We start from the raw sequence: 24,891 nt of genomic DNA, 5'->3' as shown, positions 1-24,891 counted from the left end.
TCAAGTCAATATCACTATACAAGCATATTTTTTCAATCAATGTATATAAAAAGACACACCTTATTCACGCTATCGTGATTGGCAGGATCAATTTATAGGCGCTATTTTCTTTCAACACTTTCACTTCAAAGGGTTTGGTCTAGAGTTAAAGTGGAATAACCCAGAAACAACATTTGTTGTCTCGATGCTGAATATGCAAGGAATAGGACCATATGACCTACACAAAGTTACTTGTCGTTGACGATGATGCAATTGATAGAAAAACGGTGATAAAAACACTTTCTGGCGAGCAGCAACATTATGATATTGTCGAGGCCAGTAGCCTTATCGAAGCGTATCAACTCATTCAAGAGATTCAAGTTGACGTCATCTTACTTGATTTCAATATGCCGCTGGTTAACGGTGTAGAAGCGATCATCGAGTTAAGAGGCAATTGCTACCTAAAACATACTGCAATCGTGATGACCTGTAATATCTATGATCAACAACTTGCATTGGATTGTATTAATGCAGGCGCCCAAGACTTTTTGCTCAAGCAAGAAATCACTGGTTCTCAGTTAGCACGCTCCATATTACAAGCTCGAAAGCGCCATGAACTAGAGCAGCAGTTACATGAAAGTTATATACATATCAAAGAGCTGGCTGAGAGGGATTCATTGACTGGTTTGCATAATCGCTTCCACTTTGAAGAAATGTTGAATCGTCTGCTCTGCTCCCGAGCTCGCCGCCAGAACGAATTAACTGCTGTAATGATGTTAGACCTCAATAAATTTAAACATATCAACGACAATTTTGGCCATCATACTGGTGATAGATTGCTAGGCGCTATTTCTGGCAGGATAAAAGAAGTATTGCGTGAAAATGAGTTACTCGCCCGACTAGGTGGGGATGAGTTTGCATTTGCTTGTGGTGAGCTATCATCAATATCGCAAGCACAAGTCATCGCTAGGCGCATACTCGCTACCCTTGATACGCCTTTTGAAATCTCAGGTCATGCGCTGCATTGCAGCGGCAGTATTGGCATTGCCATCGCGCCTTACAATGCAGAACACAGTCAAGATTTGATGAAACTAGCTGATATCGCAATGTACCGAGCAAAGCGCAAATCTGGTGAGCAGATCGAGATTTTTCAAGATAATATTCAAGCGCCCTTTTTACTTAAATACAAAGTTGAAGCTGAGCTGCGTCAAGCGGTCAACAATAAAGAGTTTGATATAAAATACCAGCCTATTATCGACAGAGAGTCCGAAAAAATCGTGATTCTAGAAGCCTTGATCCGCTGGCCTATTGCAACAACGACTCAACTACCTGCCGAGTTTATACCAATTGCCGAAGAAGCCGATTTGCTCCAGTCAATTGGTCAATGGGTTTTAGAATCAGCATTTAAACATTTCGCCGCTATGCTGCAAAACCAACAGTACCAATTTAAGCTCGCAATCAATGTTTCACCAGGCCAGTTGAGCAAAAGTGGCTTTGCTTATATGGTAATAGAAGCGCTTACTAGATTTAAAATACCACCGGATCGACTGATCCTCGAGTTAACCGAAGAAGCACTATTGCAAAATTCATCAATGATCAATGAAACCCTAGCCAGTCTCTCTGAGCAGGGAATTGGGCTAGCACTGGACGACTTTGGTACCGGTTTTTCGTCTCTGCCATATTTGCTCAAATCCCCCATCAAAATTGTCAAAATAGACCGTTCGATAATTCAAAGTATCTCGCAGCCAGACTCAACTAGTCACGACATGCTTAAAGGGCTGACTTACATGCTCACTAAATTAGATTTTGATATTGTCGCTGAGGGTGTTGAAACAAGTCCACAATCAATAACCTGCGCAGATTTGAACATTAATTTATTACAGGGTTTCTTGTATTACCAACCCATGAGTGAGCACAAAATAAAACAGTTACTTGAAGATGAAAATAACACAAACCATTTATCGGTTGTGAATAGCAACTCACCTTTGAGTCAAGGTACAAAGAAATAACACGGTTAGCCTCAAAAGCGCCTGCTATTCCTCACAAAGAGATGGGGAGTTAAGGCGTTTTCGCATTAACTTGACCTATTAGACAATACGGAAAAGGAAGTGCCTAATTCATTTTAAGGCAACAACGTTTTAATTGATGGCGCAAAGCTATACTGTGATTACAACACAACTTACCCCACATACCTATACGTCACACATTGCATAGCAAATAGAGTAATTAGATAGCTTTGGACATTAGTCGGCTCTTCAGCTGTTTGAGTCGGCCATCAATCTCAGCTGCTCTGTTAAACACTCAACGCCATATGCGCCTTTGATAAAATAACCTTTCACTTGAGAGTGACTCAACGCCATTTTTCTATCTTGCTCTCTTTCCGAGCTACTAAACATAACAATGATAATTGAATCAAGGCTTAGCTTTTTAACCACTCCCTCAAATACTCTTAAAAACTCAAAGCCTCCCATCAGTGGCATATTGATATCTAGGAATATAAACTTTGGCGGATAAACCTCATCACTCATTGCTGCATGTTGTTTACTGTCTTCAAAAAAATCCACAGCATTGACACCATCACACGCTTCAAATACCTTGCTAATGGGTAATTTTGAATCCCTTAGTTGTCGCTTTAAAATGTACCTATCATCTTCATTGTCATCAACTATCAATACTGAAAATGGCGTCATTGTCTATTTATTCCTTTTAATGTGTATCGTAAATCGAGTTCCCTGATCGGACGTATCAAAATTGATATAACCCTTCAATTTATCAACGTGTTTTTTGACAATTGCAAGGCCAAGTCCGGAACCAGAAGATAGCTGAGGGTGGAATCGCTTAAACATATCATAGACTTCGTGATGATACGTTTTTGGTATACCAACACCGTTATCTTCAACTTCAAGCATAATCCCATCATGGTCATTATCTTTCAAAGTAACTGTGACAAAACACTGCTTTTTAGCAGCGTCTTTGTATTTAAAAGAGTTAGATACCAAGTTTTCAATTATTTGTTTATAACGCACTCGCTGTCCAAATATTTTTGGGTCGTCCATATCAACTTTCATAGTCAGCACACACTCTTCGGTGTGAAAAAAAGTGTCTATTTTAGCTTTGACTTCACTTAGTAAATCATGAACATCAAGAAATTCATCTCTTTCTGTCACCAGATCAACACGGGTTAAAGACAACACGTCGTCGACCAGGGATTCCAACTTAGACATTTGATTAAAAATGCGTTCAACACTGCTGGTTGCTTCTTGTAAATTACCACTTTTAATATCTTCCAATACGTACTTAGCAAGCTGCTTAGACGCGGTCAGTGGAGACTTTAAATCATGCGAAGTTCGATAAGAAAACTCACTGAGGTCTTCATTTGCAGCCTCAATTTTTTCTAAGTTGTCATTCAATTTAACCCGCATTGTTTCCAATGAATGACTCAAAACAGCAAACTCTGTCGGCGACTCTATAACCAGCTTATTATCAAGCTTTAGCATTGACACATTTTCTGAAAACTGCGTGATTTTAGTTAATGGGTTAAGAAATAAATATCTATAAATAAAGGAGGTTATGACAAAAAGTAACATTAAAATAAACGCACACACCCAAAATACAGCAAAGCCAATTTCATATAAAAGCCCGCTCGCCTTAGATAGCGGATAGATGCCGTATATTTCCCACTCCCAAGGGGAAAATACATGTTTGGAATAGATATATTGCTCTGCACCGATTTTAACCACATTGACGCCATCAAGGACATCAAAGCCGATTGCACTTAAATGCGTCTTAGACTCACCCTTTAAATAGCCTTCTTTGTAAAACCACTTATCGAGGGTCTTATCAAAAATTAAAAAGCTGCCGTCGTAGTGCTCATAGCTTTGCTTAACTTCTAACAGCACCTCTTTTTTATACGCATTTACATAGCTCGGATAGCTATCCAGTTTGTTTTTAATTAAGGTCTGATTTCGTGACTCAACATGTAAGCCTATAAAATCTGTCGTATGCATATCATTTAGCAATGTTAATTTTTCGAAAGTTGTTTGCTCAATAAACTGATATGCAATAAACCCCACCGCAGCTGGACCAAGTACCATTAAGGGGAAAAAAATTATAAATAAAAGATACTTAAGTTTCATATTGTCGCCCGTTAATGATACACATGTTCGCCTGCTATTTTGAGCAAGCTAAAGGGTATAACAACGCCCAGCGATGTGGCGGTTTTGACGTTAAATGCGAGAATATTCTTTGACGCAGAGCGAATTTCAATTTTGTTGGCAGGGGTACCACTTAATATTCTAACGACAATATTAGCTATTTCTTTCCCTGTCCACTCTGGATCAGGAATAACCGTAAACAACGCGCCTTGTTGCACTGATTTAATATTTGCACCATACAAGATAGGTTTCAAAATGGACATGGCAGGGACAAATTCACTCTTTTCGCTAAGTGGTCCATTCACAGACCAGAAAAAGTCCACTTGTGATTGAATCGCACTTGCAGCTTGATACGCTGCTAAATAGGTATCATCTAGTGAGGCGTTACTCACATCCTGATACTCAATGACTTTTTTAGTTAATTGAATGTTTTTATATTCTTTGGCTATTACCTCAATCCTGCGTATGTCTGTCAAAGCGGCTGGATATGTTGTCGCAACAATACCAATGTTTACTTTATCATTCTTAAATAGTTGATTGACGATCTCTAACTTGGTGCCGCGCCTTACTGAATATGCTCTACCCGTAATAAAGTGATTGCTGGAGTTGTCAGCCATGGTTAGCCCGGCACCTTGTGGATCAGCAACTGTCACAAACACCATAGGAATACCTTGATCGACCAGCAGTTTTTTACCTATTTTCGCAGCAAGTGTGCCATTAGCGATCAGTAAATCAAAGCAGCGACAAGCAAGCTTTTCTTGTATATGCGCTTCTATGAGAGCGCTTTGCCCATTGCCATCAAATACATCAATTTCCAATTGGTTATCCAATCGTTTCAATCTGGACACTATGTGCTTGGTGTGAGTGGTGACAATAGGGACCTGAAGCGTTTCTACAATCAGTATTCTTTGGGCTTCGGCATTTGAAGATAGCACCAATAAAAACAGTAATATGAATCGACCTATAAACACACTATATCTCCTTGGAATACTCTTGCAGACCTGCTTATTCACTTACCCAATTTTGACCTACCTGAGCGCTTGTTCTTTTTCAGATACCTTCAGTTTTTTAGAGACAGAAAAGTGTAGCTTACTGCCTTGACCACATTCACTATCTGAAAAATAGATATCTCCACAGTGTTTGTTGACGATTCTTTTTGCAGTAGCCAACCCTAACCCGGACCCTGCGTAAGATTCACTATTGTGTAAGCGGGCTAATGGCTCAAACACTTTATGTCTCAATTGTGGTGGAATACCAATACCATTATCTTGTACGGTGAAATGCCAACAAGTTTCATCACACTGACAAGAGATATCAATAAATGGCTGACTTTCAGAGTATTTAAGGGAATTTTCTAAGATGTTTTGAAACAACTGTACAACGAAGCTTGGGATCGCCGTAATGGACGGTAAATCTGAACATGTAATTTTAGCACTGGAAGATTCAATTTGAGTGGTGAGATTCGATATTGCTATTTCAACACACTTGTTAAAATCCGTTTTTTCAAAAAGGTGTGAATCGTCTAAATCTAGCTGGGTATAACATACCAATGCATCAATTAGCCCATACATTTGCAACGATGATTGGTTGATCAGAGTCAGTTTATCCAACACATTGGCAGGAACACATTGATGATAATTTTGTACAATCACTTGGCTCATTTTTTGAACTGCGTTTGCCGGCTGCTTTAGATCATGAGCCAATACGTATGCAAACTGCGAAAGCTCTCTATTTTTCTCCTCAATTCTGCGATGCAACCGCGCAGAGTGCATTGCAGAATTGATTGATTTCATCAATGACAGGTGCGTGAGACCGCCTTTGCTTATGTAGTCTGATGCACCATTTTTGATAGACTCCGCAGCCACTGTTTCACTGCCCTGCCCTGTGAGCATTATAACGGGCAATAGCGGAAACTGTTTATTAATGGCCGATAACGTCATTAATCCATTGGTGCCAGGTAACGAATAATCTAACAGAACAATATCAACCTGATGGCTTTTCAATATATCCAAGCCATGTTCACCTGACTCCGCCTCCAAAATATGCCAATGAGATCCATCGCTCGTCAGTGTCCTCTTTAAAAAATAGCGATCGTCCTCACTATCATCTACTAACAAAACATTCAAAACGTCCATCTATACTCCTTTATACCTCACCCCAAACCAAATCAGCGATTTACCTGCTTAAGCTGTGCCCAAGCTCATACCTAAACGACCATTATTATCAATTGAATGCAAGCCCTGCCCTTGTGTCGTTCTCAACTGGCATATAGCCAAATAATGGCAGCATTATCTTCTCAACGCTTTTACGTCGGCTTTTTTGTTTGTGTGCACACTCTCAAAGATGCGCTATGAGCGCTTCAATATCCGTGTTTATTTAGGTAATTGCGCGACCTTACAGCCATTGCACTTGTTCTTTTTTAAAGGCGCAATGAACACCAACCATACCGTCCCAGTGCGTCTATGCGCTTCGCTTCAAAAAGTATAGTAAACCACTGGCTAAGTTTTCCATGTGAACTAAAAAATGTATGTTGCCACTGACAGCATAAGCCACGATTTCGCACGGCTCTTTAGCAACCATGACCAACGTATATTGGTATCCTGCACTGCCGCCCTATCCACCTAAAAAAAGCATCCTTAATCAAGATAAACATCAACTAAGAGTAATACTAAGTTAGTAAATAAATAGCCACTTCGCTAGCCAAATATTTACTCCTAAACTAGGCTGATTATTAACACTAAAATACATCAGAAGATCAGGCCACAGCCACCGTGGCGACAGGGAGCGCAGCAAATGAACATATTGCTGGTTGATGATGAAAAAATTGACCGTGAGCTGGTGAAAGAAGCTTTAATTTGCTCGGGGAAAAAATTTAATATAAAAGAAGCAATTAGCGCCGAGGACGGGCTGACTGCTATCGCACAAGATGAATTCGATATTGTATTGTTAGATTATCAAATGCCCAAGCAAAATGGGCTTCAATTATTGATGACATTAAAATCGAAAAACATCTGCGAGGATTGTGCGATCATTATGATCACAAACAATAGAGATGAAGAGTTGCTGGTTAACTGTATTAATGCCGGTGCTCAGGATTTATTGCTCAAAGATGAAGTCACTTCAACCCAACTCATTAGATGTATCAAACAATCTCAAAGAAGAATAGACTTACAGAACAAACTTACTCATAGCTATCAACAAGTTAAGCAACTAGCCGAGCGCGATACATTAACCGGGCTTTTCAACCGTAGATATTTCGAAAATGCACTAACTTCGCTGCTGGTCAATATGCGTAGCCTCGATGGATATGTAGTTGTGATGTTGTTAGATATCGATGGGTTCAAATTGATTAATGACAGTTTAGGGCACTCAGCGGGCGATGTTGTTTTAAAAGAGTTTGCTAACCGGGTTAAATCAAGCTTTAGAGAAAGCCCCCTATTTGCAAGGCTTGGCGGGGATGAGTTTGCATTCGTATTTTCTGGCGTTAGGGACTCAAACGCAGCCTTGGCGATATCTGAGCGACTACTGTCTAGTTTCGACGAGCCATTTCACTATGATAAACATCAAATTTACAGCACTGCCAGCATAGGTATTACGCTTTGCGCTTCAAAAACCACAGCGGAAGACATGCTAAAACAAGCTGATATCGCCATGTATAAAGCGAAAAAACAAAAAGAAAACAAAGCCTGCTTTTTTGATGAATCTTTGGAGCGGGAATTTTATCGGCTCTTTCAAATTGAAAACGAACTTAGAACCGTGATAAAAAACCACAACTTTGACGTTTTTTTTCAACCTATTTTTAATACAACAGGCGCCAATATTATTGCCATCGAAGCCCTTGTAAGACTCCCTCTCGGTGACTCCAAAGCCTCACCAGCTGAGTTTATCATCGCTTCAGAAAAGCTTCGACTGATTGAAACATTTGGCAGGATGATCATTCAAAAGTCATTGGCTAAATACGCACAACTGGTCGATGAAACAAACTCCAACAACATCGCGCTGTCAATCAACCTCTCTCCTTTGCAAATTCATGATTTAAACCTCAACGCATTTATCATAGAGCAAGCTAAAGAAAATCACGTCAACCTCAACAATGTTATTGTGGAAGTGACCGAGACCGCACTGCTGGAAAATAATACCGCAACTTTGGAAACCCTGAAATTAATCAAAAGCAGCGGGTGCAAAATTGCCCTCGATGACTTTGGCACCGGGTTTTCTTCTATATCGCACCTGTTAAATTACCCGATTGATATTGTTAAGCTCGATAAAAGTTTAATTGAGAGAACAGTTGATGATAAAAAAGCCCAAGCGATGCTGGATGGACTCACATCCATGTTACATGGGATCTCAATCGAAACTGTCGCAGAGGGCGTAGAGTGCAAAGCGCATGTAGATGTGTGCCAGCGAGCTGGAGTATCTCGCCTACAGGGGTACTTTTTTGGTAAACCTATGCCTGTCGATACATTAATCGAGTGTATTTTAGATAATTCGACAGAAGATTGAGTGCACTGCTTATGCTGCTCAGTGCACTAGTGACTATTGGTATTTTATGCTTTTTTGACGAACTTTGCAGTTACCATCATTTCACCTACACCATCAACTTTACAGTCAAGCTCGTGGTCTTTTTTGTCCAACACGCGCCTAACTAGGGCTTTAGTGCCGATTTTTATCACCTGTGAACTGCCTTTAATTTTAAGGTCTTTAACCACTGTTACTTTATCACCATCAACGAGCAATGTGCCGTTGGCGTCTTTTACTTGCGGTGTATCATCTTCCTCAGATTCAGACGGATCCCACTCATAAGCGCATTCTGGACAGATTAATTGGCTCTGATCCTGATATACATACTCAGAGTTACACTTTGGACAAGGAGGGCAAGACATACTTTACTGCCTATATAAGTTTCTTTGTGCGCATGATAATCCCTCCTTCGCAACATCGCGAGAAAAAATCCACACAATGTTGGAATTTTTTAACACAAACAATTATTCGCCTGATTTTGATCAAACGTCTATTGCTTTAGTAACCTGCAAATTAATGGGTTAGTACCCTACTAACTCCCCATACCCTGCACCTGAAAACCCGCCACGGCTCTTCACTCGCCCTTCCCAATAAGGAATGCTCAGCTTATTGCGCGAGTCAGGGTTAATGCTCTGAATCTCAACTGGCTCAATCCCTTCGACCCTAAGCTGCCAACGCGTTGGGTAAGTAACATCTCCCAATTGAGTATGTTCTAATACTTCTAATGAAACTTGATCATTATTAAATGCCTGAGCTTGCCCATTTTCATCAATCTTCGTCGCGCTGCAATATTCATAGCGGCGACTCGATGAGCGAATGCAAAAAGCCATTAATCCGCCATCTGCCGGGTTATCGGCTTGCAAACTAAACCAGTCCCACCCCGCCTGACTCGGGTCAATAAATGCTGATGACCACTCTCTATCAAGCCAAGCTCGCCCTTTGACTGTGTGAAGCTGGGAGTCAAACTCCACTTCCCCTGTGACGTCTAAAAATGGATAGCTGTAGTACATTGACGCATGACCATCCTGAGTTTTTTGGCTATACCCCTGCTTGCCATGCAAGACTCTTGGGCTGTTGTCGAGCTGCAGTGCAACACGATACCCTTTTTGGCTGGCAGTTAAGCTTAAGGGCAAAAAGGACTCGTCAACACTTTCCAACGACCAGTTCTTTAGCCTAGCTTCAAACGGAAATGCATTAATCGTAACATCTGATACCCTACCCGACTTTTCGAATGCCATATGTTGCGTGTCAGTTTGCACAGCAAAGTGAGCAAAATAGAACTGTCCATCCCACCAAGGGCTCGATGTTTCAGAAGAGACTTCTGGCATACTTACTCTAAACAATGTCCATTGCACACCCAGCTTTTCACCTGTTGTGCTTTCTAAATTTGCGGTCACATACCACCACTCAATGCCTTGCTTAGGGTGAATACCATGATCTTTAGGAAACGCTAAAGTGGTCCCTGGCTCAACCTCCTCACCACTTTGCAAGGAAAAAAGGTGAGCACTTGGCAGCGTATTTGTCACTTCATCACCCATTTGCAATAGCGCGGCAATCACTATCACAAAACCTATTATTATTGCTGTAAACTTTGTTTTCATTTGACTCTCTATAGCTTAGCGACACTATCTGCTACATTGCGTTTTAACAGTCTCAGCATAGGTAGTGCGCCAACAAACATGGCTAGGCTCAATACCACCAGGCTAAACGCGAATATACTCTGCCAATCCAAAACCATCGCCATGCTCCAACCAAATGCCAAAGGCATCACATAAGTCAGGAGCACCCACCCCAATAAAATCCCCAAAGGTATTGCCAATACAATGGTAACTGTCAAAATAATCAAGGTTTGTAGGAGCTTGGCGCGCAATAATTGTGAGCGAGTCACGCCCAAAGTTTGCAGCACAGCCATAGGCTGAAGTTGTCGTCTTCCAAGTGTCAAAAAGCTCACCCAAACACCAAACAACGCGATTAACATAATAAATATGTTTAACGCATGAGTGACGCTAAACGTGTTTTCAAATAGCTGTTTTGCATACTGCTTGAACACTTTATTTACGCTCACCTGCGTGCGCTCAATGGACAGTTGCTCAACTAGATAATCAGTTACCATATTTATATCGCCGTCATTGATGAGCGTGAGTGAAAACCCAAATGCTTGATACTTAAAATCACTGTGCTCTATGACACTTGTGGCAGTCAACAATGTCGCTTCCTGTTCGCCGTAATCATAAAATATCCCGGTAACCAAACATTCAAACACCTGCCGTCCCTGCCTAACCTCAACAGTACGTCCAGTTTCAATGCCATATAAACGCCAACCAGGCTCATTTACCAAGCACCGAGGCATACCCGCTTGATGGGGAGAGATATGCTGCGCCGTTACCTCATGGCCTCCCAGTAACGTAACATGCTGATGAAAGCTTGCGTCGCGACCAAAACTAACGAGCTTAACGGGTATTTGCCTACTCTTATCAATCAGCTCGCTACGTGCTTGCCAATACACCCCTACCCTCTCAACTTGAGGCATTTTCGCCAATTGACTATGCATTTGTGTGGTAACCTCTGCCGGGCGTACATACAAATCGGCACTTAGCCTGCTTTCCAAATGGCCGTCTAACGTATGGCTAAAACTTTTGACCATCACTAGCATGCCAATTGCAGCGCCCATTGCCATCAAAGTTGCCAATACGGCACTTAACAAAGATTTAAGTTGCCCTTGACTGTCTGCTTTGAGCCACAATATCAGAGGCGATTGCGTAGGCCAGCGAGATGAAAACACTCGAGTGATCACACTCGGTGTAATACAAAAGAAAATCAGCAATATAACCGCGCATAATAACAAGGCGACAAGTTTACTTTTAGCAAACAAAGCAAGTAATACCGCACCACTGCAAAGCCCAGCCAGTACAAGCCATATAACTCCTTTTTTCGCGAATAGGTAGGTGAGTCGATTTGAAAAAAAGAAGCCTGACAACACAGCGATATTAAGCACAAATCCCAGTGCCACCATTGACCAATTTAGGTGCACTATTAATGCTCTATCTAACTGATAAAAACTGCGCAAAACCTGCGTGACATCAGCAACCAACACATTAGCCAGCGAAACACCAAATAACGCTCCCAAATAGGCACACACTAACCCAAGTAAACCCAACTCTATAAACATGGCTTGCTTTAACCTGCTCGGTTGACAGCCCATCAAATAGAGCTGTTTGTGCAAGATTGTCCTAGCAGAAAATGCCAGCTTAACTGCGTTAAAGCTTAAAAATGCGCCAACAATGTAACCCAGTAATGCCAAAGCTTGAAGGTTAAAGAAAAATGGTCCTGAAAGCGTGTCAAACGCCTGAGAGTCGGCCCGCTCTAATCTTGCATTACCTTGCAGCGCTTGCTTCAAATAAATAGTGGCGGCTTCATCTATGTCAAACAACTCCAGATAGCTCACTTCACCTTTGGCATTGAGTAACCTATCCGCCAAACTGATGTCCATAAGCGCTTGATAACCCAACCCTTCAAATGGTGAAATGTGATAGCTGACGCCATTGATACTAAGTGAGTTCGAGCCTAACCTTGCAATCATTTTGGGGTCTAAGAAAACCGTATCAAATAGTGCTCCGCGAGCATGGTTTTGCTCATTCAAGGCTGTTTGCGAACTTGATGCCGATTGCGAGGCCCAATGAAGTAAATTGACTCCTTTGATACTGAGCCATTTGTTATTTTCCAGCTGTACACGGCCCTCTAAGACGACTTCAAAATGAATGTTAGTTTGGCGCGATAATTGTTTTCTCACCGACTCAGGGAGGCGCTGTGTACCGAGGTTAGGTTTAACAAAGTGAGTAACCGGGACTGCGAGTAACGCACTGCTATTGGTATAACGCTTAGACGCTTCTAGATTTAAGCCATAAATAGCGCTGATCAAAGCCGTGCCCAAACTAAAACCTAATATAAAAAGTAAAAAAAGTCCCTTGTGACGAAGATAAAACTGCCAATAAGCGAAAAATATAAGCCTAAATTCAGTCATGTAGCTGCCCATTTTTGAGCCTCAACTGCCTTTCAAACTGAACGGCCAGTTTTTCACTATGCGTTACCATCACTAAGTTGATTTGATGCTCTTTGCATAATGACTGTAGTAACTCTAGTACTTCTTGACTGCGTTCACTGTCTAAATTTCCGGTTGGTTCATCTGCCAAGATCACCTTGGGCTGGTTGATAATGGCCCTTGCAATACCAACTCGTTGCTGCTCTCCGCCACTCAATTCACAAGGCAAAGCCGTGAGCTTGTGTGCAATTCCGAGTCGCTGAGCGAGAGTAGAAAGCGTTTGTTGTGATACTTCGAGGCCATTTAAACGCGCTTGAAAGGTAATATTATCCGCCACATTTAATGCTTCAAGTAGCTGATAGTGTTGAAATATCACTCCTATTTTACGCCGATATAGGGCGAGCTGATTGTCATCGAAGCCAGAGATCACGGTACCATTAACTTTGATTTCACCGCTGTCAGGCATCAATAATCCGGCCAGTAAATTTAACAGAGTCGTTTTTCCCGAACCACTGTCGCCCACCAAGGCGACTTGCTGCGCGCCCTCAATTGTCACAGAAACATTATTAATAATACGTCGTTGAACCGCGCCATCGGCTCTAGAAAATACAACATTTTTTAACTGGATCATGTCAGCCTCGAGATGTTTACGTACCTATTGTGCACCCTCAGGCCTGCTTGATCTAGTCAGAAGCAAAAATTAAATTGTAACAATTTTTGGGTAACTGTTTGAAACTATTAGCGTCTACTGCACAGTGTTAGTCATAGCCATCTATTGTGGGCAATAGCGCAACATTAAACCAGTAGTCTTTTAGAACCTTAAAGGCATTTGCCAAGTCGTCAAATTCAACGGGTTTTTGAATATACGACGCAGCGCCTAAGGCATAACAAGATTCAATATCTTGAGGGTCGCTTGAGGTTGTTAACACCACAATGGGAATAGAACACATTTTAGGATCAGCTTTGAGCTCTCTGAGCAATTGTCGGCCATCGACACCGGGCATATTTAAGTCAACCAGCGCCAGAACGGGCCTTTTTAAATGTTCATGCTCGCTATACTTGCCCGTTTTATACAAAAAGTCTTTCGCATCTTGGCCCGATTGGCACCATTGAATTGGATTCATAAAGTGACTTTTTCTTAAGCTTCTTAAAATCGCTTCAAAATCATCGGGATTATCGTCGACCAGTAACAGCAGGCCCAAATCTTTATCCATTTCTCACTCTCCCAACTTTAGGGTGAAATTAAAACAGCTACCTTGTTCAAGTTCCGATTCGACCCATATTTGACCATTGTGTCTCTCCACAATCTTTTTAACAAATGTGAGCCCTACGCCCGTGCCACGCACCGAATCATCTTCTTCATTAAGCCGTTTAAATATTCGAAAAATATCTTCAAAAAAGCGCCCTTCAATACCTATGCCATTGTCTTTTACATAAAAAACCTGATGCTCCAATACATTAGAATGAGGGTTTACACAGGACTTGACCCCGATTTCTATCTCTTTTCGAGCTGAATTATTGTACTTCACAGCATTAGATATCAGGTTGCGAAATAACTCTGACACCCGAGGTTTATCGCAAGTAACTTTGGGCAGCGCTTTTGGGATTAACAAATGCACACTTTGAGTAGTTTCTTCCGGTAAGGTGAGCTCTGCTACACTGTCAATTAGTTCATTTAAATCTACTTCTTCAACCGCCAAGTCTTGACGGCCAAGTCGAGAGTAATACAGTAAACTATCAACGAGCTTTTCCATCCGGGTACATAAAAAGCGGATCCGAGCAATGCGTCTAAGCCCTTCTCCTTCTAGGGAGTCGGCATGATCTTCTTCCAAAAAAAGTGCATTGTTCGCCAAACCCCGTAATGGCTCTTTCAAATCATGAGAAGCAATATAAGCAAATTGGTCGAGCTCTGAATTACTTATCTGCAATTTTCGAATATAGGAATCTATGGCTATTTCTGCAGCTTTTCGTTCAGATATATCGCGTACAGTACCGACAAACATTGTTTTGCCCTGCACGGTCATTTCATTTACACCCAGCTCCATAGGAAATAAATAACCATTTTTGCGCTTGCCTGTTATTTCGCGCCCGATACCAATGATTTTCTTATCACCTGTTGTATGATAATTATCTAGGTAGGAATCATGTTCAGATTGAAAGGGTTCAGGCATCAGCATTTTAACATTGCGACCGATCACCTCTCGAGCACGAAAACCAAATATAGATTCAGCCGCCGCATTAAAACCGTGGATCACACCTCGCATATCTATGGTGATAAGCCCATCCAGTACCGTATCCATAATGGTTTCGATATGTTCAACATAAGACTTGATTGACAGCTCAGCTTGTTTTCGCTCAGAAATATCTCGCACAGTGCCAAGCACAATATCATTAGAGGGTAAAACACTTATGGCAAGCTCAAGTGGAAATGTATTGCCATCTTTATTCAGAGCAATCATTTCAATGCCTATACCGTAGTCTTTACTTTCTTGCTCACCAAATGTTGAGTTGGTGACATCAAGCAAATACTGAGCATATTTTGGCTGTTCGGAGTCAGGCAGAAGTAGGGAGATGTTTTGGCCAATGACTTCGTGTTTATCGTAACCAAAAATTTGCGTTGCTGAGTAATTAAAGCTGAGGATCTCCCCGCTTTTGTTGGTCATAAAAAAGCCATCTTTAACGCTATCCAATACAGTATCTAGCTGCAACTCCCTTGTTTCCATCACGCTTTTGTTGTTTCCTGACTTTGAGATGATGATCAAAGTGTAGTCAATGAAAAATCATAGCGCTGATAAATCGAATAAAAATAAGTTCCCGCTATAGGGCTAATTGATAAACCGCCATTTTTTGACTATCTCATCGTAGCGTCCCGAAGCCTTTATCGCCGCAAGGGAATGCTTGAGTTTTTGCGCATCCAACTTGGAAAATTGCGGATTGGCTGCAAGGTGAAGTTCAGAAGGAAAATCGTGTAACGTCAGCTTGTATTCGAGCAGCTGTGGATCTAGCCCGAGTTCATCTAACTCGCGTTTTAGCGTTCTTGTGTTGGTTAAAATGAGGTCGGTACGGCCTTTGTACAGCATTTGCCACATACTTTTGTAATGAGACACCAACACCAAATCATGCTCCTCAGAAAAGCCTGCTTCTTTTAAATACTGCTCACTGTAATACCCTCTGATAGTACTCGTGCGCAGGCGTTTTGCATCGTCAAGCTGACTCAGTTGGACGACATTGCTTTTTAGTCCAATCAATGATGCAGAGCTTTGGCACATAGAGCCCAAAAATTGAAAGTGTTTTTCTCTTCTCGGCGTTTTTAACCAAGCCAACATTACAACATCAAATTTTGTCTGCAATTCGTGGTGGGCCCTTGCCATCGGCAAAATCTCTATTTTTGCATCAAGTCCACTGTGTAATTGGAGTTCTTTGGCGATGTCGACCAATACACCATCAGGTTTTCCCTGCTCATTTAAATAGTGATAGGGCGGCAGATCTTCGGCAACAAACCTAATTACCTTGGCTTGAGCAGAAGTAACAATGAGTCCACAAAAGACCATGATGAAAACAAAAAGACAGCGACGTAACATTGTTTTTATTTTTGCTATAAGGGTCGTTGAGTTTGACTGGTTTCGCATAAAAGATCAACAGCACTCACTTTGTATCTTAAAGTGATACAAGCGAAGCAAATCATCACTAACATAACTGATTTATATTACAAAACTAGAAATAAAACGCTAAGATGAACAATCGGTCCAACTCCTGATCTGGTCTTATGAGTGATTCACCTGTAAATTCGACGCCGCCAAACGTACTGTTAAATACAGTAATTGAGCAACACACATTCGAAGTATTCGAAAACGATACATTGCGCTGGTTTTGCCTTGACGGCGTTTTACAAACCGCTATGTCAAAAGCGGAGCCTGAGAGCTTAATGTTTCCTCATATGTTATTTATGACCATTCCGTTGTTAGAGGCTGTGCAGGTAAACTCTGTACTTGAATTGGGCTTAGGTGGTGGTGGCCTGCTTCGATATCTCAATGCCCATAATCCAGATATACAGGTTGAAACCGTTGAAAAAAGTGCACAAGTTATAGAAATATACAATCAATTCTTTAATCCGCAGCAAACAAACAACCTGATCCACTGTGCGGATGCATATGATTTTGTGCAACAAGCACCTAAACATGAGATTGACTTGTTAATAGTGGATATTTTTGCTTCCCAAACGCTCGTGCCCTTTATCTTTGATAGCAACTTTTACACTAACCTGAAAAACTTACTAGCGAAAAATGGCTGGCTTGTTATCAATACCGTATTCACTGAGCAGTCACACATTGAGCAACTTTCCAATGTGCTCACCGAGCTATACCCTAACGCCCTCATTTATGGTTTTAAAGCGGCGCAGTTTGCGAACATTGTGTGGGTGATGAGTTGCGAAGGTAAAAAGCTTAGCTCAGTTTGGCATCAACAAGCATTTTTTACCTCCAGCAAAGCACAAGGGCTGTCTTATCATTTAACCTAACTATAGCTGATGCGCTTGCTTGTCCATCAAAGCAATTTTGTAGGCTGCCTTTAACATTACGCCGATAGCGACCACATTCAAGACAATACTAAACCAAGCTTCAAACATTAATAACTCGACTTGAAAATTACGCAGGTAACTGGCTAGCTGATCAACTATTTCAATGGATATACCTATCACAATCAGCATAAAGCCATAGTATTCTGATGTTTCGTTTAACATTTTATGTTGTTCTAGATTAGGGTCTTGTTTACTGTCCCAAGCCCTTTTAGAGAGAATCTTTCTGCCATCCATCACTGCGCCAAAGCCAATTAATAAAATCGTGATAGTCGCTTCATTATCAATGATATTTTGGTAGCCATGTTCGTCCATATGCCCAAATAAAAAGCGTAGATCTTCCACCGTAATATTGGTCACCAACAAACAGATCAACACTAAAGGAAACAGTAAAAAAGCTCTATTCAGTACCACTGTATAGATTAACTGGCTTGTTCTAGATTTTGGCATAGGGTGCTCAGCAGTTAAGTAATGAAACATTTCAAACGCTCGATCTTAGCTAGATATCCTAGATTGACAAGTCTCCAAGACCGATTTATGAGGGCAAAACACAAATTGGCGTGCCGATATTTGTTACTCTCTATGGTGTTAAAATAGAAGGCGCTTCTGGTTCTTCCTTTCTCAGCATTTTTCTAATCTCATGCAATTTGTCTGCATTTTCATTGTCTTTATGATAGGCGACAAACAGTTCTCTGGTGAATGTTGGTAAATCATCCAAACGATAGAGCAACTTTTGGTCTATGTAGGGCTCTACAATCACATCTGGTAAGTAGGTGCTACCACCACATTGTAATATCAGATCTAGCGCAATCCGAGCGGTACTAGTCCTAACTGACGGGATCGCGATATCTTTCAATTCTTTCGCATGCCAACTATTAAAGTTCGTTCCCCAGTCCACCATAATGTAGCGTTTTACTTCTTCAGGGTTTTCCACTTCTGCTGCAAAAGTGGAAACGGGGATAAGCTCAAATGTGTGCAAGTGCTCAATTTTTAATTCATCCACTTTAGGTGGATCAAATAGAATCGCAACGTCTAATGTGCGTTCAATTAAATGGCGCGAGATCTGCTCACGGGACTGAATTTCAGCTACCAAGCTTAAATTTGGATGCCGAGCATAAATTTTTGAGATAGCATCATGGATATAAGTATCCCAAGTGTTCGGCGTCCCCGCTAAACTGATCTGAGTTAACTGCTCTGTTGTGAGCGCGACATCTTGTTTTGCCATTCTCAGTGTTTTAATCATGGTTTCAGCATGGCTAACTAGCCTTTCACCTGCGGGGGTTAGCTGGATATTATTGCGATTTCTTACAAAAAGCTGTACTCCAAAATACTGTTCCAATTGTCTAATTCTAGAGCTAACAGCAGCTTGCGTTAAATATAGGTTCTCCGCTGCTTTCCCAAAGTGACGACTATCCTTCACTTCAATAAATGTTTTTATTAGCTCAATATCCACCGATTACCTCTTATCGTTACGATAAAATTATATTGTTGTACACGGACTTAATTCATCCGCATACTCCGTGAAAATACCATTGATTGTCAATATGAGCATTGCGTTATGGAACTATTACATGGCTTTTTAAAATCTAGTAACTTCTATGATGATATCAACTTTCCCAACGGCTTCAACAGAAGCGGGCACTTCACTATTCAAGAGTCGGAAATGCTCACTCTAGTGGGAAGAAGGTTATTTATTCTAGAGCAAGGTATCGAGGCGCCAGCCAATCAAGTAGAAGAGCTGTTTTTGCAAACAATAGACGGCTCAAAGCAAAGCGATACAAGAATTGAAAGGCTCTGGCAAAAATACAAAAAGCTCACCCAAAAACGATGTATACACACATTAAGTTCCACATCTAAACCAAGCAATCAAGATTCATACAGCGATACAGAGGAAAACTATTAGTGCGAGGCTGGATAATATACAAAGAAAATGCGAGTTTATTGCGACAAGAAGCCTATGAAATTCACAGGCTAGTAGAAGTTGCAAAAGAGGAAAATATAGAGCTCGAGGTATTCTCTCCAGATCAATTTGATTTAACTGTTACCCGAGATGATGAAAAAAGTATTCTCATTGATGGGAAAAAGCATCAGCTACCCGACTTCGTTTTACCACGTATGGGGGCGGGCACAACTTATTTTGCATTGGCTATTATTCGCCATTTAGAGCGATTAGGTGTGTACTGTGTCAACAGTTCAAATTCTATCGAAACAGTAAAAGATAAGCTATTTGCTCAACAAATTCTAGCGGAGAAGAATCTGCCAACCCCAGATACAATGTTGGTCAAGTTCCCGGTTAATGTCGCACTTGTAGAGCGGCAAATTGGTTTTCCTGTTGTAGTGAAAACACTTTCAGGCTCACAGGGAAGCGGCGTATTCTTATCCAAATCGAAAAGCGAATTCGATGATTTGATGCAACTAATAGAAGCCACTAACCCTAAAGCAAACATCATCTTGCAACAGTTTGTAAAAGCGAGTCATGGCAGGGATTTACGCATTTTCACCATCGGTGGGCGAGCGGTTGCCTGTATGGAGCGTAATTCCAATGGTGAAAACTTTAAAGCCAATGTAAGCGCTGGTGCCAAAGGTCGACCTCATCCAATCACACCAGAAATTGAATGGCTAGCCACGCAAACTGCCAATGTTCTGGGATTAGATGTAGCGGGTATTGACCTGCTATTTGATCAAGAGCACTTCAAAATTTGCGAAGCGAACTCTTCCCCTGGTTTTGAAGGACTAGAAACGGCTTTAGACATTAATGTACCAAAAGAGATCTTCCACTTTATTCGGATCCGCCTTGGTATCTTTGACAAAACACCAGCAGATACAAAAAAAGCGGGTGCTGCTAAAAATAGTTCAAATGTGCAGCCTCAAAAAGAAACTGAGTCAGTGAAAGGCTAACATCAACAAGAAGCCGAGCAAAGATATTAGTCTGCCTTTGCTCGGCTTTTGCTTCCTAACATCAACCTCACGAAACCTTTAAAGGGCATAAAGCGCATTAATAGCGCGATTAACTGCCACCTTTTAGTAACATAGGCAATACGCTTTTTCTTCTCGATAGCAGACAGAATTTGTTGTGCAGCTTTGTCCACGGGGGCCAGCCAAAAGATGCCATTGCCTTTGGCCATGTCAGTGTCGACAAACCCTGGTCGTATATCCGTCAACGATATATCAATACCGTCTCTATAGGCTCGGCAATATAGACCTTCAAGGTAACTGGCAATGTAAGCTTTAGATGCGTTATATGATGCGCATGGCCCACCTCTCAATGACATAATTGATGACGTCGCAACTAGGTGTCCCGCCCTTTGCTGAGCAAAATAGTGGTAAGCCGTATTGGCGATACCAGTAAAACCTGTCACATTGACAGCTATTGTTTCGAGCTCTCCACTGAGCGGGAAATCAGGCTCGCAGCTGCCTATTCCCGCATTGATAATAATGATGTCGACACCTTGCATCTGTTCAATCAAATATTTAAGCTGCGCAATCGCGTTTTGTGGCTGAGCAATATCCATCACGGAAATACAAGTTTGAGTGCCTAGTTGTTGTTGCAATGAATGCAGAAGATGTTCACGCCGCCCAGTTAAACCAAGTTTATAACCCTGTTTTGCCATATGAATGGCAAGTGCTTTGCCAATGCCTGAAGTGGCCCCAATAATAATGGCTTTTGCTGACATGTTATTTTCTCATGATTTTTTATTTTTTTGTAATAGGCGATACTGAAAAAGCATCGGAAGCGCTTTTGAATTAAAACACGTTAATGCGCCCACTCTCAAGCGCCGCAATGTAAATATACCGTTTTAGATAGTTTGATTTAATCTATGACCATAAAACACTACACATAAAAGAAAATAGCATCCATTAGCAAAATTAAACCAAGGTATTGATTGAAATGCGCAATAGCCTGTATTGCGCACTATAACCTAAATACGTATTAAATTAGTTTACGTCAACAGTGACTGTTGCAGGCGCACTGGAAATATCATATAAATTATTTCCTTTAATGCGATATTTAAATGAATCTTGCCCAACAAACCCGGCATTTGGTGTGTAAGTGATCGTTTTGTCATTGTTTACAGTGACACGTCCATTGGCCGCACTGGCATATACTTCAACGCCAAAGTAATAGGGAACATCACTGTCATTGGCTTTTACATCAATAGCAACGGGTTGACCCATACTAGTTTGTGAGAAGTCATCGCTTGGATAAACATCATAGTGCCCGTCAAATGCATTATCTAGGCTGATCCTGATTTCTCCCCACTCGGAAGCTTCCCCCGCGGGGTTCAATACCCGAAATGGGATGGTCTCAAATTTATTTGTGCCATCAGATACAGCCGCAAAGTATAAAACTTTTCCTTTGAACTTAACCCAACGCCTGTCAACGGTATTGTACGCAATCGCTTGGCCATATTGAGTTCGGATTTTATCGTAAAAGCCAATCTGGCTATATGACTTATCAGGACTGAGTTGGATCCTTAGCTCCTGACTTGCATAGTTTGGGTCAATGACATTGTCATCTTTTAAAATATTAAACTCTTCTTGAATATAAAGTCCGGCATTAAACTCATGAATGGCCTTATTCAAAACAGGTGCGGCTTGGGCTGTGCTCATCAATAAGGTTGAGCCAGCTAAAGCCATAAGCGCTTTATATGTATTTTTAATCATTTAAACAATTCCTTCTTTATTACTTTTTATTGCAAATAAAACAATTTTAAATTTCCACAAAATGTAGATTAAAAAATCCCACACAATATAAATCTATTTATAATTAGTTTCTATGATCCAAACGAAAATTCACATCCTTACTTGTATTCCATTATTGACTTCAGCATTTACAGCTAATATTCATGACCATATACACCCTAGTGCCAATTAATTTGTCAACAATCACGCTATGGCTGATTTTAGCTTTTCAATCACAGGTAATGGCGCGCCGTCAATCCAAACCATTAAGCGGTTAACACGTTCAGTGAAATAAATAATCCGGATTTTACAACTGCTGTGATGGTGGATAAAGTGACGGCTGACAATTACTCAAGTACAGACCACAACATATAGAAACGAGGAAAACAACATGCTCCAAGGAACACAGAACTTTATGCTATACGGATTCATTATGTTTGTTGCGGGCTTGGGTATTCCTATCATGGCGGCATTAAATGGTGGACTTTCTAATAAACTGCAAAATACAGCCCTTGCAGCTGTCATTTTACTTTTTGTTGGATTCTGTATCGCACTTACCTACCTGTTTACCACCAGCGGATTGCCCAAAACACTCTATGCAACAGGCACACCTTGGTACTTTTATTTCGGTGGATGTTTTGTCATGTTTTATATTCTGACTATTAGCTGGGTGGCGCCTAAATTTGGCATTGCTAATGCCATCGCTTTTGTATTGCTAGGTCAACTCATCGCAATGGTAGTGATTGATCATTTCGGCTTTTTTGGGGTCAAACAGTACGCGTTAGATTATAAGCGCCTCACGGGGTTAACTTTGATGATTGCAGGAATAGTGCTCGTGCTGAGCAAACCACAACAGAGTTAATGAGCACTTCAAACGCTTTGCAGCATACTTTTAGCAACTAAAAAGCGCGCCAAGTGAGACACCGAGCGCGCTATTTAATTACATTCGTGAAAACCTATTCGATTACCGTAAAAAACGTTTCTAGTAATTATTCTGGTTTATTAAATAACCATGTCATTTTGGTTTCACAAGATTGGCCCACTTCATAATCACATACAGTGATACCCTCTTGTGCGTACTCAATCAGCTCAAATGTCCACTCTTTATCATCGAGTTTAAAACGCATTTGCCCTTTTAAGCGATGATCTGACTTTCAGTAGCATCAACTAGACAAAGCCAGCTTTTATAAACTTGCCCTTTTTTGATCCCCAAAGCCGGCTCGACATATCAAACTCTTTCTTTGTTTATTGTCATAAATCTATGACCAGAGATGTATATGCTAGCTCACATTTTAATCAAAGCATGCCTTTGAGCATTACATAATAAGGAGTTAAAAATGAATAAGGTTAATTTAAGTCTAATAACGTGTTTATTAGCAGGGCTTTTAAGTGCTTGCAGTGGTGACGACGGCAAAGATGGTTCAAATGGACAAGCAGGCCAAAACGGCGCGGAAGGTTCCGCTGGTAAAGATGGAAATGCAGGCCTAGCGAGCCTCATCGATCAACAAGTGCTCAATATGGGCGATACCCATTGCTTTTTTGGCGGTGTAGCTGTGCACTCTGGGGTCGATCAAAATAGTAACGGCGCGCTAAATAACAATGAAATCAATCAAACTAATTACGTGTGTCAGCCTTCTCCTCTCACCGCCAATGGCGCAAAGCTGCCCTATACAGCACTGAGAAAAGATATACAAAACGGCAGTGTTGAAGGCAGTGTATTCGAAATTCGTAACGGCGGATATGGCTCAGATATGGTGGCGCACCCAAGCATTAAAAATCAATTTTATGCACTCACAGATCGAGGCCCAAATGCCAGTTTCACGGGCGACTACGGCAAAGGAAAAAAATTCCCTACTCCTGACTATACGCCGCGTATCGGTCTATTCGAATTGACCGCCACTGGTAAGGTAAATAAATTAAAAGAAATCCTTCTCAAAAGGCCCGATGGCACACCTATTAGCGGCCTGCCTAACACTTCCGATCTAGGTGGAACCGGAGAGACGCCATACACAGTTGAAGGCCAACCTGTTTTGGTTGATCAAGCTCAGCCTTTTGATCAAACGCACAACCCAATTAAGTTGGATGATTATGGATTAGACGGCGAAGGGCTTGTGGCTCTGTCGGATGGCAGTTTTTGGGTGAGCGACGAGTACGGTCCGCACATTGTGCACTTTGATAGCGACGGTAAAGAGATAGGTCGTATCAATGCATTTTCCCATGATGAACGTGTCACTATCAATTTACCGCAAGAATATGAACATCGCAGGGCAAATAGAGGCATGGAAGGCTTAGCAATCACACCTGACGAAACAACACTTGTGGGGATTATGCAATCAACGCTCTACAACCCGGACAAAGCGGTTAAGGCACTCGATATCACTCGCATTGTGACCGTTAACTTGAAAACGAAGCAAATTGGGCAGTTTTTATATAAACAAGAAAAAGCGCAAAACTCCAATTCAGGCATTGTGGCGCTTTCGAATACCGAATTTTTAGTTATTGAACGAGATGGTGCATTTTATGAGCAAAACCCTGAAGCCATGAAACGCATTTATAAAATTAACCTCGAAGGAGCAACCGATCTTGAACAGGTAGCTGAAACAACAGACCTTACGCAAGATCCCAACTTAGGTTTATTGGTCGCGGGAAAAACGCTCGAGCAAACAGTGCTAGAGTCAGGATGGGATACACTCTCAGCGCATGCGATCACGCCTGTTAGCAAGTCTCTGGTATTGGATCTAGTGCAAGAAATTGCATACCCCCATGACAAGCTTGAAGGTATGTGGCTAATAGATAACAGTCGACTGGCCGTACTCAACGATGATGACTTTGCTACTTGGTCAACCGGTGGCGTTTTGGAACAAAAGTACTTAGATACCGCCAAATCAAAAGTTGATGGCAACACACTCTATTTATTTGAAAACCTCACACTCGACAAATAA

General features: G+C 41.3%; 23 protein-coding genes. 7 read left to right on the top strand and 16 right to left on the bottom strand.

From position 1 onward, the window contains the following. Positions 1-212: 212 nt before the first annotated feature. Positions 213-1,988, top strand: coding sequence for a two-component system response regulator (locus J8M00_RS12915; RefSeq protein WP_211010695.1), 1,776 nt, complete (start codon positions 213-215; stop codon positions 1,986-1,988). A gap of 246 nt (positions 1,989-2,234) precedes the next feature. Here the strand turns inward: J8M00_RS12915 and J8M00_RS12910 are convergent, their stop codons facing one another. Genes J8M00_RS12910 through J8M00_RS12895 form a run of 4 tightly spaced genes read right to left on the bottom strand, consistent with a single transcriptional unit; the run spans position 2,235 to position 6,268 of the window. After that, positions 2,235-2,669 (bottom strand): response regulator, encoded by a 435-nt coding sequence (locus tag J8M00_RS12910; protein ID WP_211010693.1) that lies wholly within the window; start codon positions 2,667-2,669, stop codon positions 2,235-2,237. A gap of 3 nt (positions 2,670-2,672) precedes the next feature. After that, on the bottom strand, positions 2,673-4,115 hold the full coding sequence (locus J8M00_RS12905; RefSeq protein WP_211010692.1) for a sensor histidine kinase: 1,443 nt from the start codon (positions 4,113-4,115) through the stop codon (positions 2,673-2,675). Between the two features lie 11 nt (positions 4,116-4,126). Beyond that, positions 4,127-5,104 (bottom strand): ABC transporter substrate-binding protein, encoded by a 978-nt coding sequence (locus tag J8M00_RS12900; RefSeq protein ID WP_211010690.1) that lies wholly within the window; start codon positions 5,102-5,104, stop codon positions 4,127-4,129. A gap of 57 nt (positions 5,105-5,161) precedes the next feature. Next, on the bottom strand, positions 5,162-6,268 hold the full coding sequence (locus J8M00_RS12895) for a hybrid sensor histidine kinase/response regulator (protein ID WP_211010688.1): 1,107 nt from the start codon (positions 6,266-6,268) through the stop codon (positions 5,162-5,164). Positions 6,269-6,926: 658 nt separating this feature from the next. Between J8M00_RS12895 and J8M00_RS12890 the strand changes: the two genes are divergently transcribed. Beyond that, positions 6,927-8,636: a two-component system response regulator gene (locus J8M00_RS12890; protein ID WP_211010686.1), complete on the top strand. Its 1,710-nt coding sequence runs from the start codon at positions 6,927-6,929 to the stop codon at positions 8,634-8,636. Positions 8,637-8,680: 44 nt separating this feature from the next. On the opposite strand, the gene J8M00_RS12885 is transcribed toward J8M00_RS12890, so the two are convergent. The 7 genes from J8M00_RS12885 to J8M00_RS12855 form a co-directional block, all read right to left on the bottom strand. Then, positions 8,681-9,016 carry a zinc ribbon domain-containing protein YjdM gene (locus J8M00_RS12885; RefSeq protein ID WP_211010684.1) on the bottom strand — a complete coding sequence of 112 codons (336 nt, stop codon included), beginning with the start codon at positions 9,014-9,016 and terminating at the stop codon, positions 8,681-8,683. A 159-nt stretch (positions 9,017-9,175) separates the two neighbouring features. Next, complete coding sequence (locus J8M00_RS12880) at positions 9,176-10,255, bottom strand: lipocalin-like domain-containing protein (protein ID WP_211010682.1); 1,080 nt, start codon at positions 10,253-10,255, stop codon at positions 9,176-9,178. A gap of 8 nt (positions 10,256-10,263) precedes the next feature. Further along, positions 10,264-12,675, bottom strand: a complete 2,412-nt coding sequence (locus J8M00_RS12875; RefSeq protein WP_211010680.1) for an ABC transporter permease — start codon at positions 12,673-12,675, stop codon at positions 10,264-10,266. Continuing rightward, the gene (locus tag J8M00_RS12870) at positions 12,668-13,324 is read right to left on the bottom strand and encodes an ABC transporter ATP-binding protein (RefSeq protein ID WP_211010679.1); all 657 of its coding nucleotides are present in this window, start codon (positions 13,322-13,324) and stop codon (positions 12,668-12,670) included. The genes J8M00_RS12875 and J8M00_RS12870 overlap by 8 nt, the downstream gene beginning before the upstream one ends. Before the next feature lie 127 nt (positions 13,325-13,451). Then, a complete protein-coding gene (locus J8M00_RS12865) occupies positions 13,452-13,907 on the bottom strand; it encodes a response regulator (RefSeq protein ID WP_211010678.1) in 456 nt (151 codons plus the stop codon). A 3-nt stretch (positions 13,908-13,910) separates the two neighbouring features. After that, positions 13,911-15,416, bottom strand: coding sequence for a PAS domain-containing sensor histidine kinase (locus J8M00_RS12860; RefSeq protein ID WP_211010920.1), 1,506 nt, complete (start codon positions 15,414-15,416; stop codon positions 13,911-13,913). Between the two features lie 102 nt (positions 15,417-15,518). Beyond that, positions 15,519-16,322 carry a substrate-binding periplasmic protein gene (locus tag J8M00_RS12855; RefSeq protein ID WP_247687357.1) on the bottom strand — a complete coding sequence of 268 codons (804 nt, stop codon included), beginning with the start codon at positions 16,320-16,322 and terminating at the stop codon, positions 15,519-15,521. 137 nt (positions 16,323-16,459) lie between these two features. On the opposite strand from J8M00_RS12855, the gene J8M00_RS12850 reads away from it, so the two are divergent. Continuing rightward, complete coding sequence (locus J8M00_RS12850; protein ID WP_211010677.1) at positions 16,460-17,209, top strand: spermidine synthase; 750 nt, start codon at positions 16,460-16,462, stop codon at positions 17,207-17,209. On the opposite strand, the gene J8M00_RS12845 is transcribed toward J8M00_RS12850, so the two are convergent. Then, the gene (locus tag J8M00_RS12845; RefSeq protein WP_023402040.1) at positions 17,210-17,746 is read right to left on the bottom strand and encodes a hypothetical protein; all 537 of its coding nucleotides are present in this window, start codon (positions 17,744-17,746) and stop codon (positions 17,210-17,212) included. A 100-nt stretch (positions 17,747-17,846) separates the two neighbouring features. Continuing rightward, the gene (locus J8M00_RS12840; protein WP_211010676.1) at positions 17,847-18,719 is read right to left on the bottom strand and encodes a LysR family transcriptional regulator; all 873 of its coding nucleotides are present in this window, start codon (positions 18,717-18,719) and stop codon (positions 17,847-17,849) included. Between the two features lie 105 nt (positions 18,720-18,824). Between J8M00_RS12840 and maoP the strand changes: the two genes are divergently transcribed. Further along, positions 18,825-19,169: a DUF413 domain-containing protein gene (gene maoP, locus J8M00_RS12835; RefSeq protein ID WP_211010675.1), complete on the top strand. Its 345-nt coding sequence runs from the start codon at positions 18,825-18,827 to the stop codon at positions 19,167-19,169. Beyond that, entirely contained in the window at positions 19,169-20,164 is a 996-nt protein-coding gene (locus J8M00_RS12830; protein WP_211010674.1) for an ATP-grasp domain-containing protein, read from the top strand. The genes maoP and J8M00_RS12830 overlap by 1 nt, the downstream gene beginning before the upstream one ends. A gap of 26 nt (positions 20,165-20,190) precedes the next feature. On the opposite strand, the gene J8M00_RS12825 is transcribed toward J8M00_RS12830, so the two are convergent. Next, the gene (locus J8M00_RS12825) at positions 20,191-20,940 is read right to left on the bottom strand and encodes an SDR family NAD(P)-dependent oxidoreductase (RefSeq protein WP_211010673.1); all 750 of its coding nucleotides are present in this window, start codon (positions 20,938-20,940) and stop codon (positions 20,191-20,193) included. Between the two features lie 262 nt (positions 20,941-21,202). After that, the gene (locus J8M00_RS12820) at positions 21,203-21,931 is read right to left on the bottom strand and encodes an Ig-like domain-containing protein (RefSeq protein WP_211010672.1); all 729 of its coding nucleotides are present in this window, start codon (positions 21,929-21,931) and stop codon (positions 21,203-21,205) included. 409 nt (positions 21,932-22,340) lie between these two features. On the opposite strand from J8M00_RS12820, the gene J8M00_RS12815 reads away from it, so the two are divergent. Continuing rightward, a complete protein-coding gene (locus J8M00_RS12815) occupies positions 22,341-22,811 on the top strand; it encodes a DMT family transporter (RefSeq protein ID WP_247687356.1) in 471 nt (156 codons plus the stop codon). A gap of 127 nt (positions 22,812-22,938) precedes the next feature. Here J8M00_RS12815 and J8M00_RS12810 read toward each other — a convergent pair whose 3' ends face one another. Further along, positions 22,939-23,076 (bottom strand): hypothetical protein, encoded by a 138-nt coding sequence (locus tag J8M00_RS12810; RefSeq protein ID WP_211010670.1) that lies wholly within the window; start codon positions 23,074-23,076, stop codon positions 22,939-22,941. Positions 23,077-23,286: 210 nt separating this feature from the next. Between J8M00_RS12810 and J8M00_RS12805 the strand changes: the two genes are divergently transcribed. Next, positions 23,287-24,891: an esterase-like activity of phytase family protein gene (locus J8M00_RS12805; protein WP_211010668.1), complete on the top strand. Its 1,605-nt coding sequence runs from the start codon at positions 23,287-23,289 to the stop codon at positions 24,889-24,891.

The sequence above is a fragment of the Pseudoalteromonas luteoviolacea genome, assembly GCF_018100925.1.
Lineage (GTDB): Bacteria > Pseudomonadota > Gammaproteobacteria > Enterobacterales > Alteromonadaceae > Pseudoalteromonas > Pseudoalteromonas obscura.
This window is presented reverse-complemented; position numbering and strand designations above follow the sequence as displayed.

Excerpts from the sequence above, each read along its gene's own strand:
- J8M00_RS12805 (WP_211010668.1), top strand. The coding sequence starts at position 23,287 with ATGAATAAGGTTAATTTAAGTCTAATAACGTGTTTATTAGCAGGGCTT.
- J8M00_RS12860 (WP_211010920.1), bottom strand. The coding sequence starts at position 15,416 with ATGGAAACAAGGGAGTTGCAGCTAGATACTGTATTGGATAGCGTTAAA.
- J8M00_RS12915 (WP_211010695.1), top strand. The coding sequence starts at position 213 with ATGACCTACACAAAGTTACTTGTCGTTGACGATGATGCAATTGATAGA.
- J8M00_RS12855 (WP_247687357.1), bottom strand. The coding sequence starts at position 16,322 with ATGCGAAACCAGTCAAACTCAACGACCCTTATAGCAAAAATAAAAACA.
- J8M00_RS12820 (WP_211010672.1), bottom strand. The coding sequence starts at position 21,931 with ATGATTAAAAATACATATAAAGCGCTTATGGCTTTAGCTGGCTCAACC.
- J8M00_RS12825 (WP_211010673.1), bottom strand. The coding sequence starts at position 20,940 with ATGTCAGCAAAAGCCATTATTATTGGGGCCACTTCAGGCATTGGCAAA.
- J8M00_RS12815 (WP_247687356.1), top strand. The coding sequence starts at position 22,341 with ATGCTCCAAGGAACACAGAACTTTATGCTATACGGATTCATTATGTTT.
- J8M00_RS12890 (WP_211010686.1), top strand. The coding sequence starts at position 6,927 with ATGAACATATTGCTGGTTGATGATGAAAAAATTGACCGTGAGCTGGTG.
- J8M00_RS12880 (WP_211010682.1), bottom strand. The coding sequence starts at position 10,255 with ATGAAAACAAAGTTTACAGCAATAATAATAGGTTTTGTGATAGTGATT.
- J8M00_RS12850 (WP_211010677.1), top strand. The coding sequence starts at position 16,460 with ATGAGTGATTCACCTGTAAATTCGACGCCGCCAAACGTACTGTTAAAT.
- J8M00_RS12895 (WP_211010688.1), bottom strand. The coding sequence starts at position 6,268 with ATGGACGTTTTGAATGTTTTGTTAGTAGATGATAGTGAGGACGATCGC.
- J8M00_RS12905 (WP_211010692.1), bottom strand. The coding sequence starts at position 4,115 with ATGAAACTTAAGTATCTTTTATTTATAATTTTTTTCCCCTTAATGGTA.
- J8M00_RS12865 (WP_211010678.1), bottom strand. The coding sequence starts at position 13,907 with ATGGATAAAGATTTGGGCCTGCTGTTACTGGTCGACGATAATCCCGAT.
- J8M00_RS12870 (WP_211010679.1), bottom strand. The coding sequence starts at position 13,324 with ATGATCCAGTTAAAAAATGTTGTATTTTCTAGAGCCGATGGCGCGGTT.
- J8M00_RS12875 (WP_211010680.1), bottom strand. The coding sequence starts at position 12,675 with ATGACTGAATTTAGGCTTATATTTTTCGCTTATTGGCAGTTTTATCTT.
- J8M00_RS12885 (WP_211010684.1), bottom strand. The coding sequence starts at position 9,016 with ATGTCTTGCCCTCCTTGTCCAAAGTGTAACTCTGAGTATGTATATCAG.
- J8M00_RS12845 (WP_023402040.1), bottom strand. The coding sequence starts at position 17,746 with ATGTTTCATTACTTAACTGCTGAGCACCCTATGCCAAAATCTAGAACA.
- J8M00_RS12910 (WP_211010693.1), bottom strand. The coding sequence starts at position 2,669 with ATGACGCCATTTTCAGTATTGATAGTTGATGACAATGAAGATGATAGG.
- maoP (WP_211010675.1), top strand. The coding sequence starts at position 18,825 with ATGGAACTATTACATGGCTTTTTAAAATCTAGTAACTTCTATGATGAT.
- J8M00_RS12810 (WP_211010670.1), bottom strand. The coding sequence starts at position 23,076 with ATGCGTTTTAAACTCGATGATAAAGAGTGGACATTTGAGCTGATTGAG.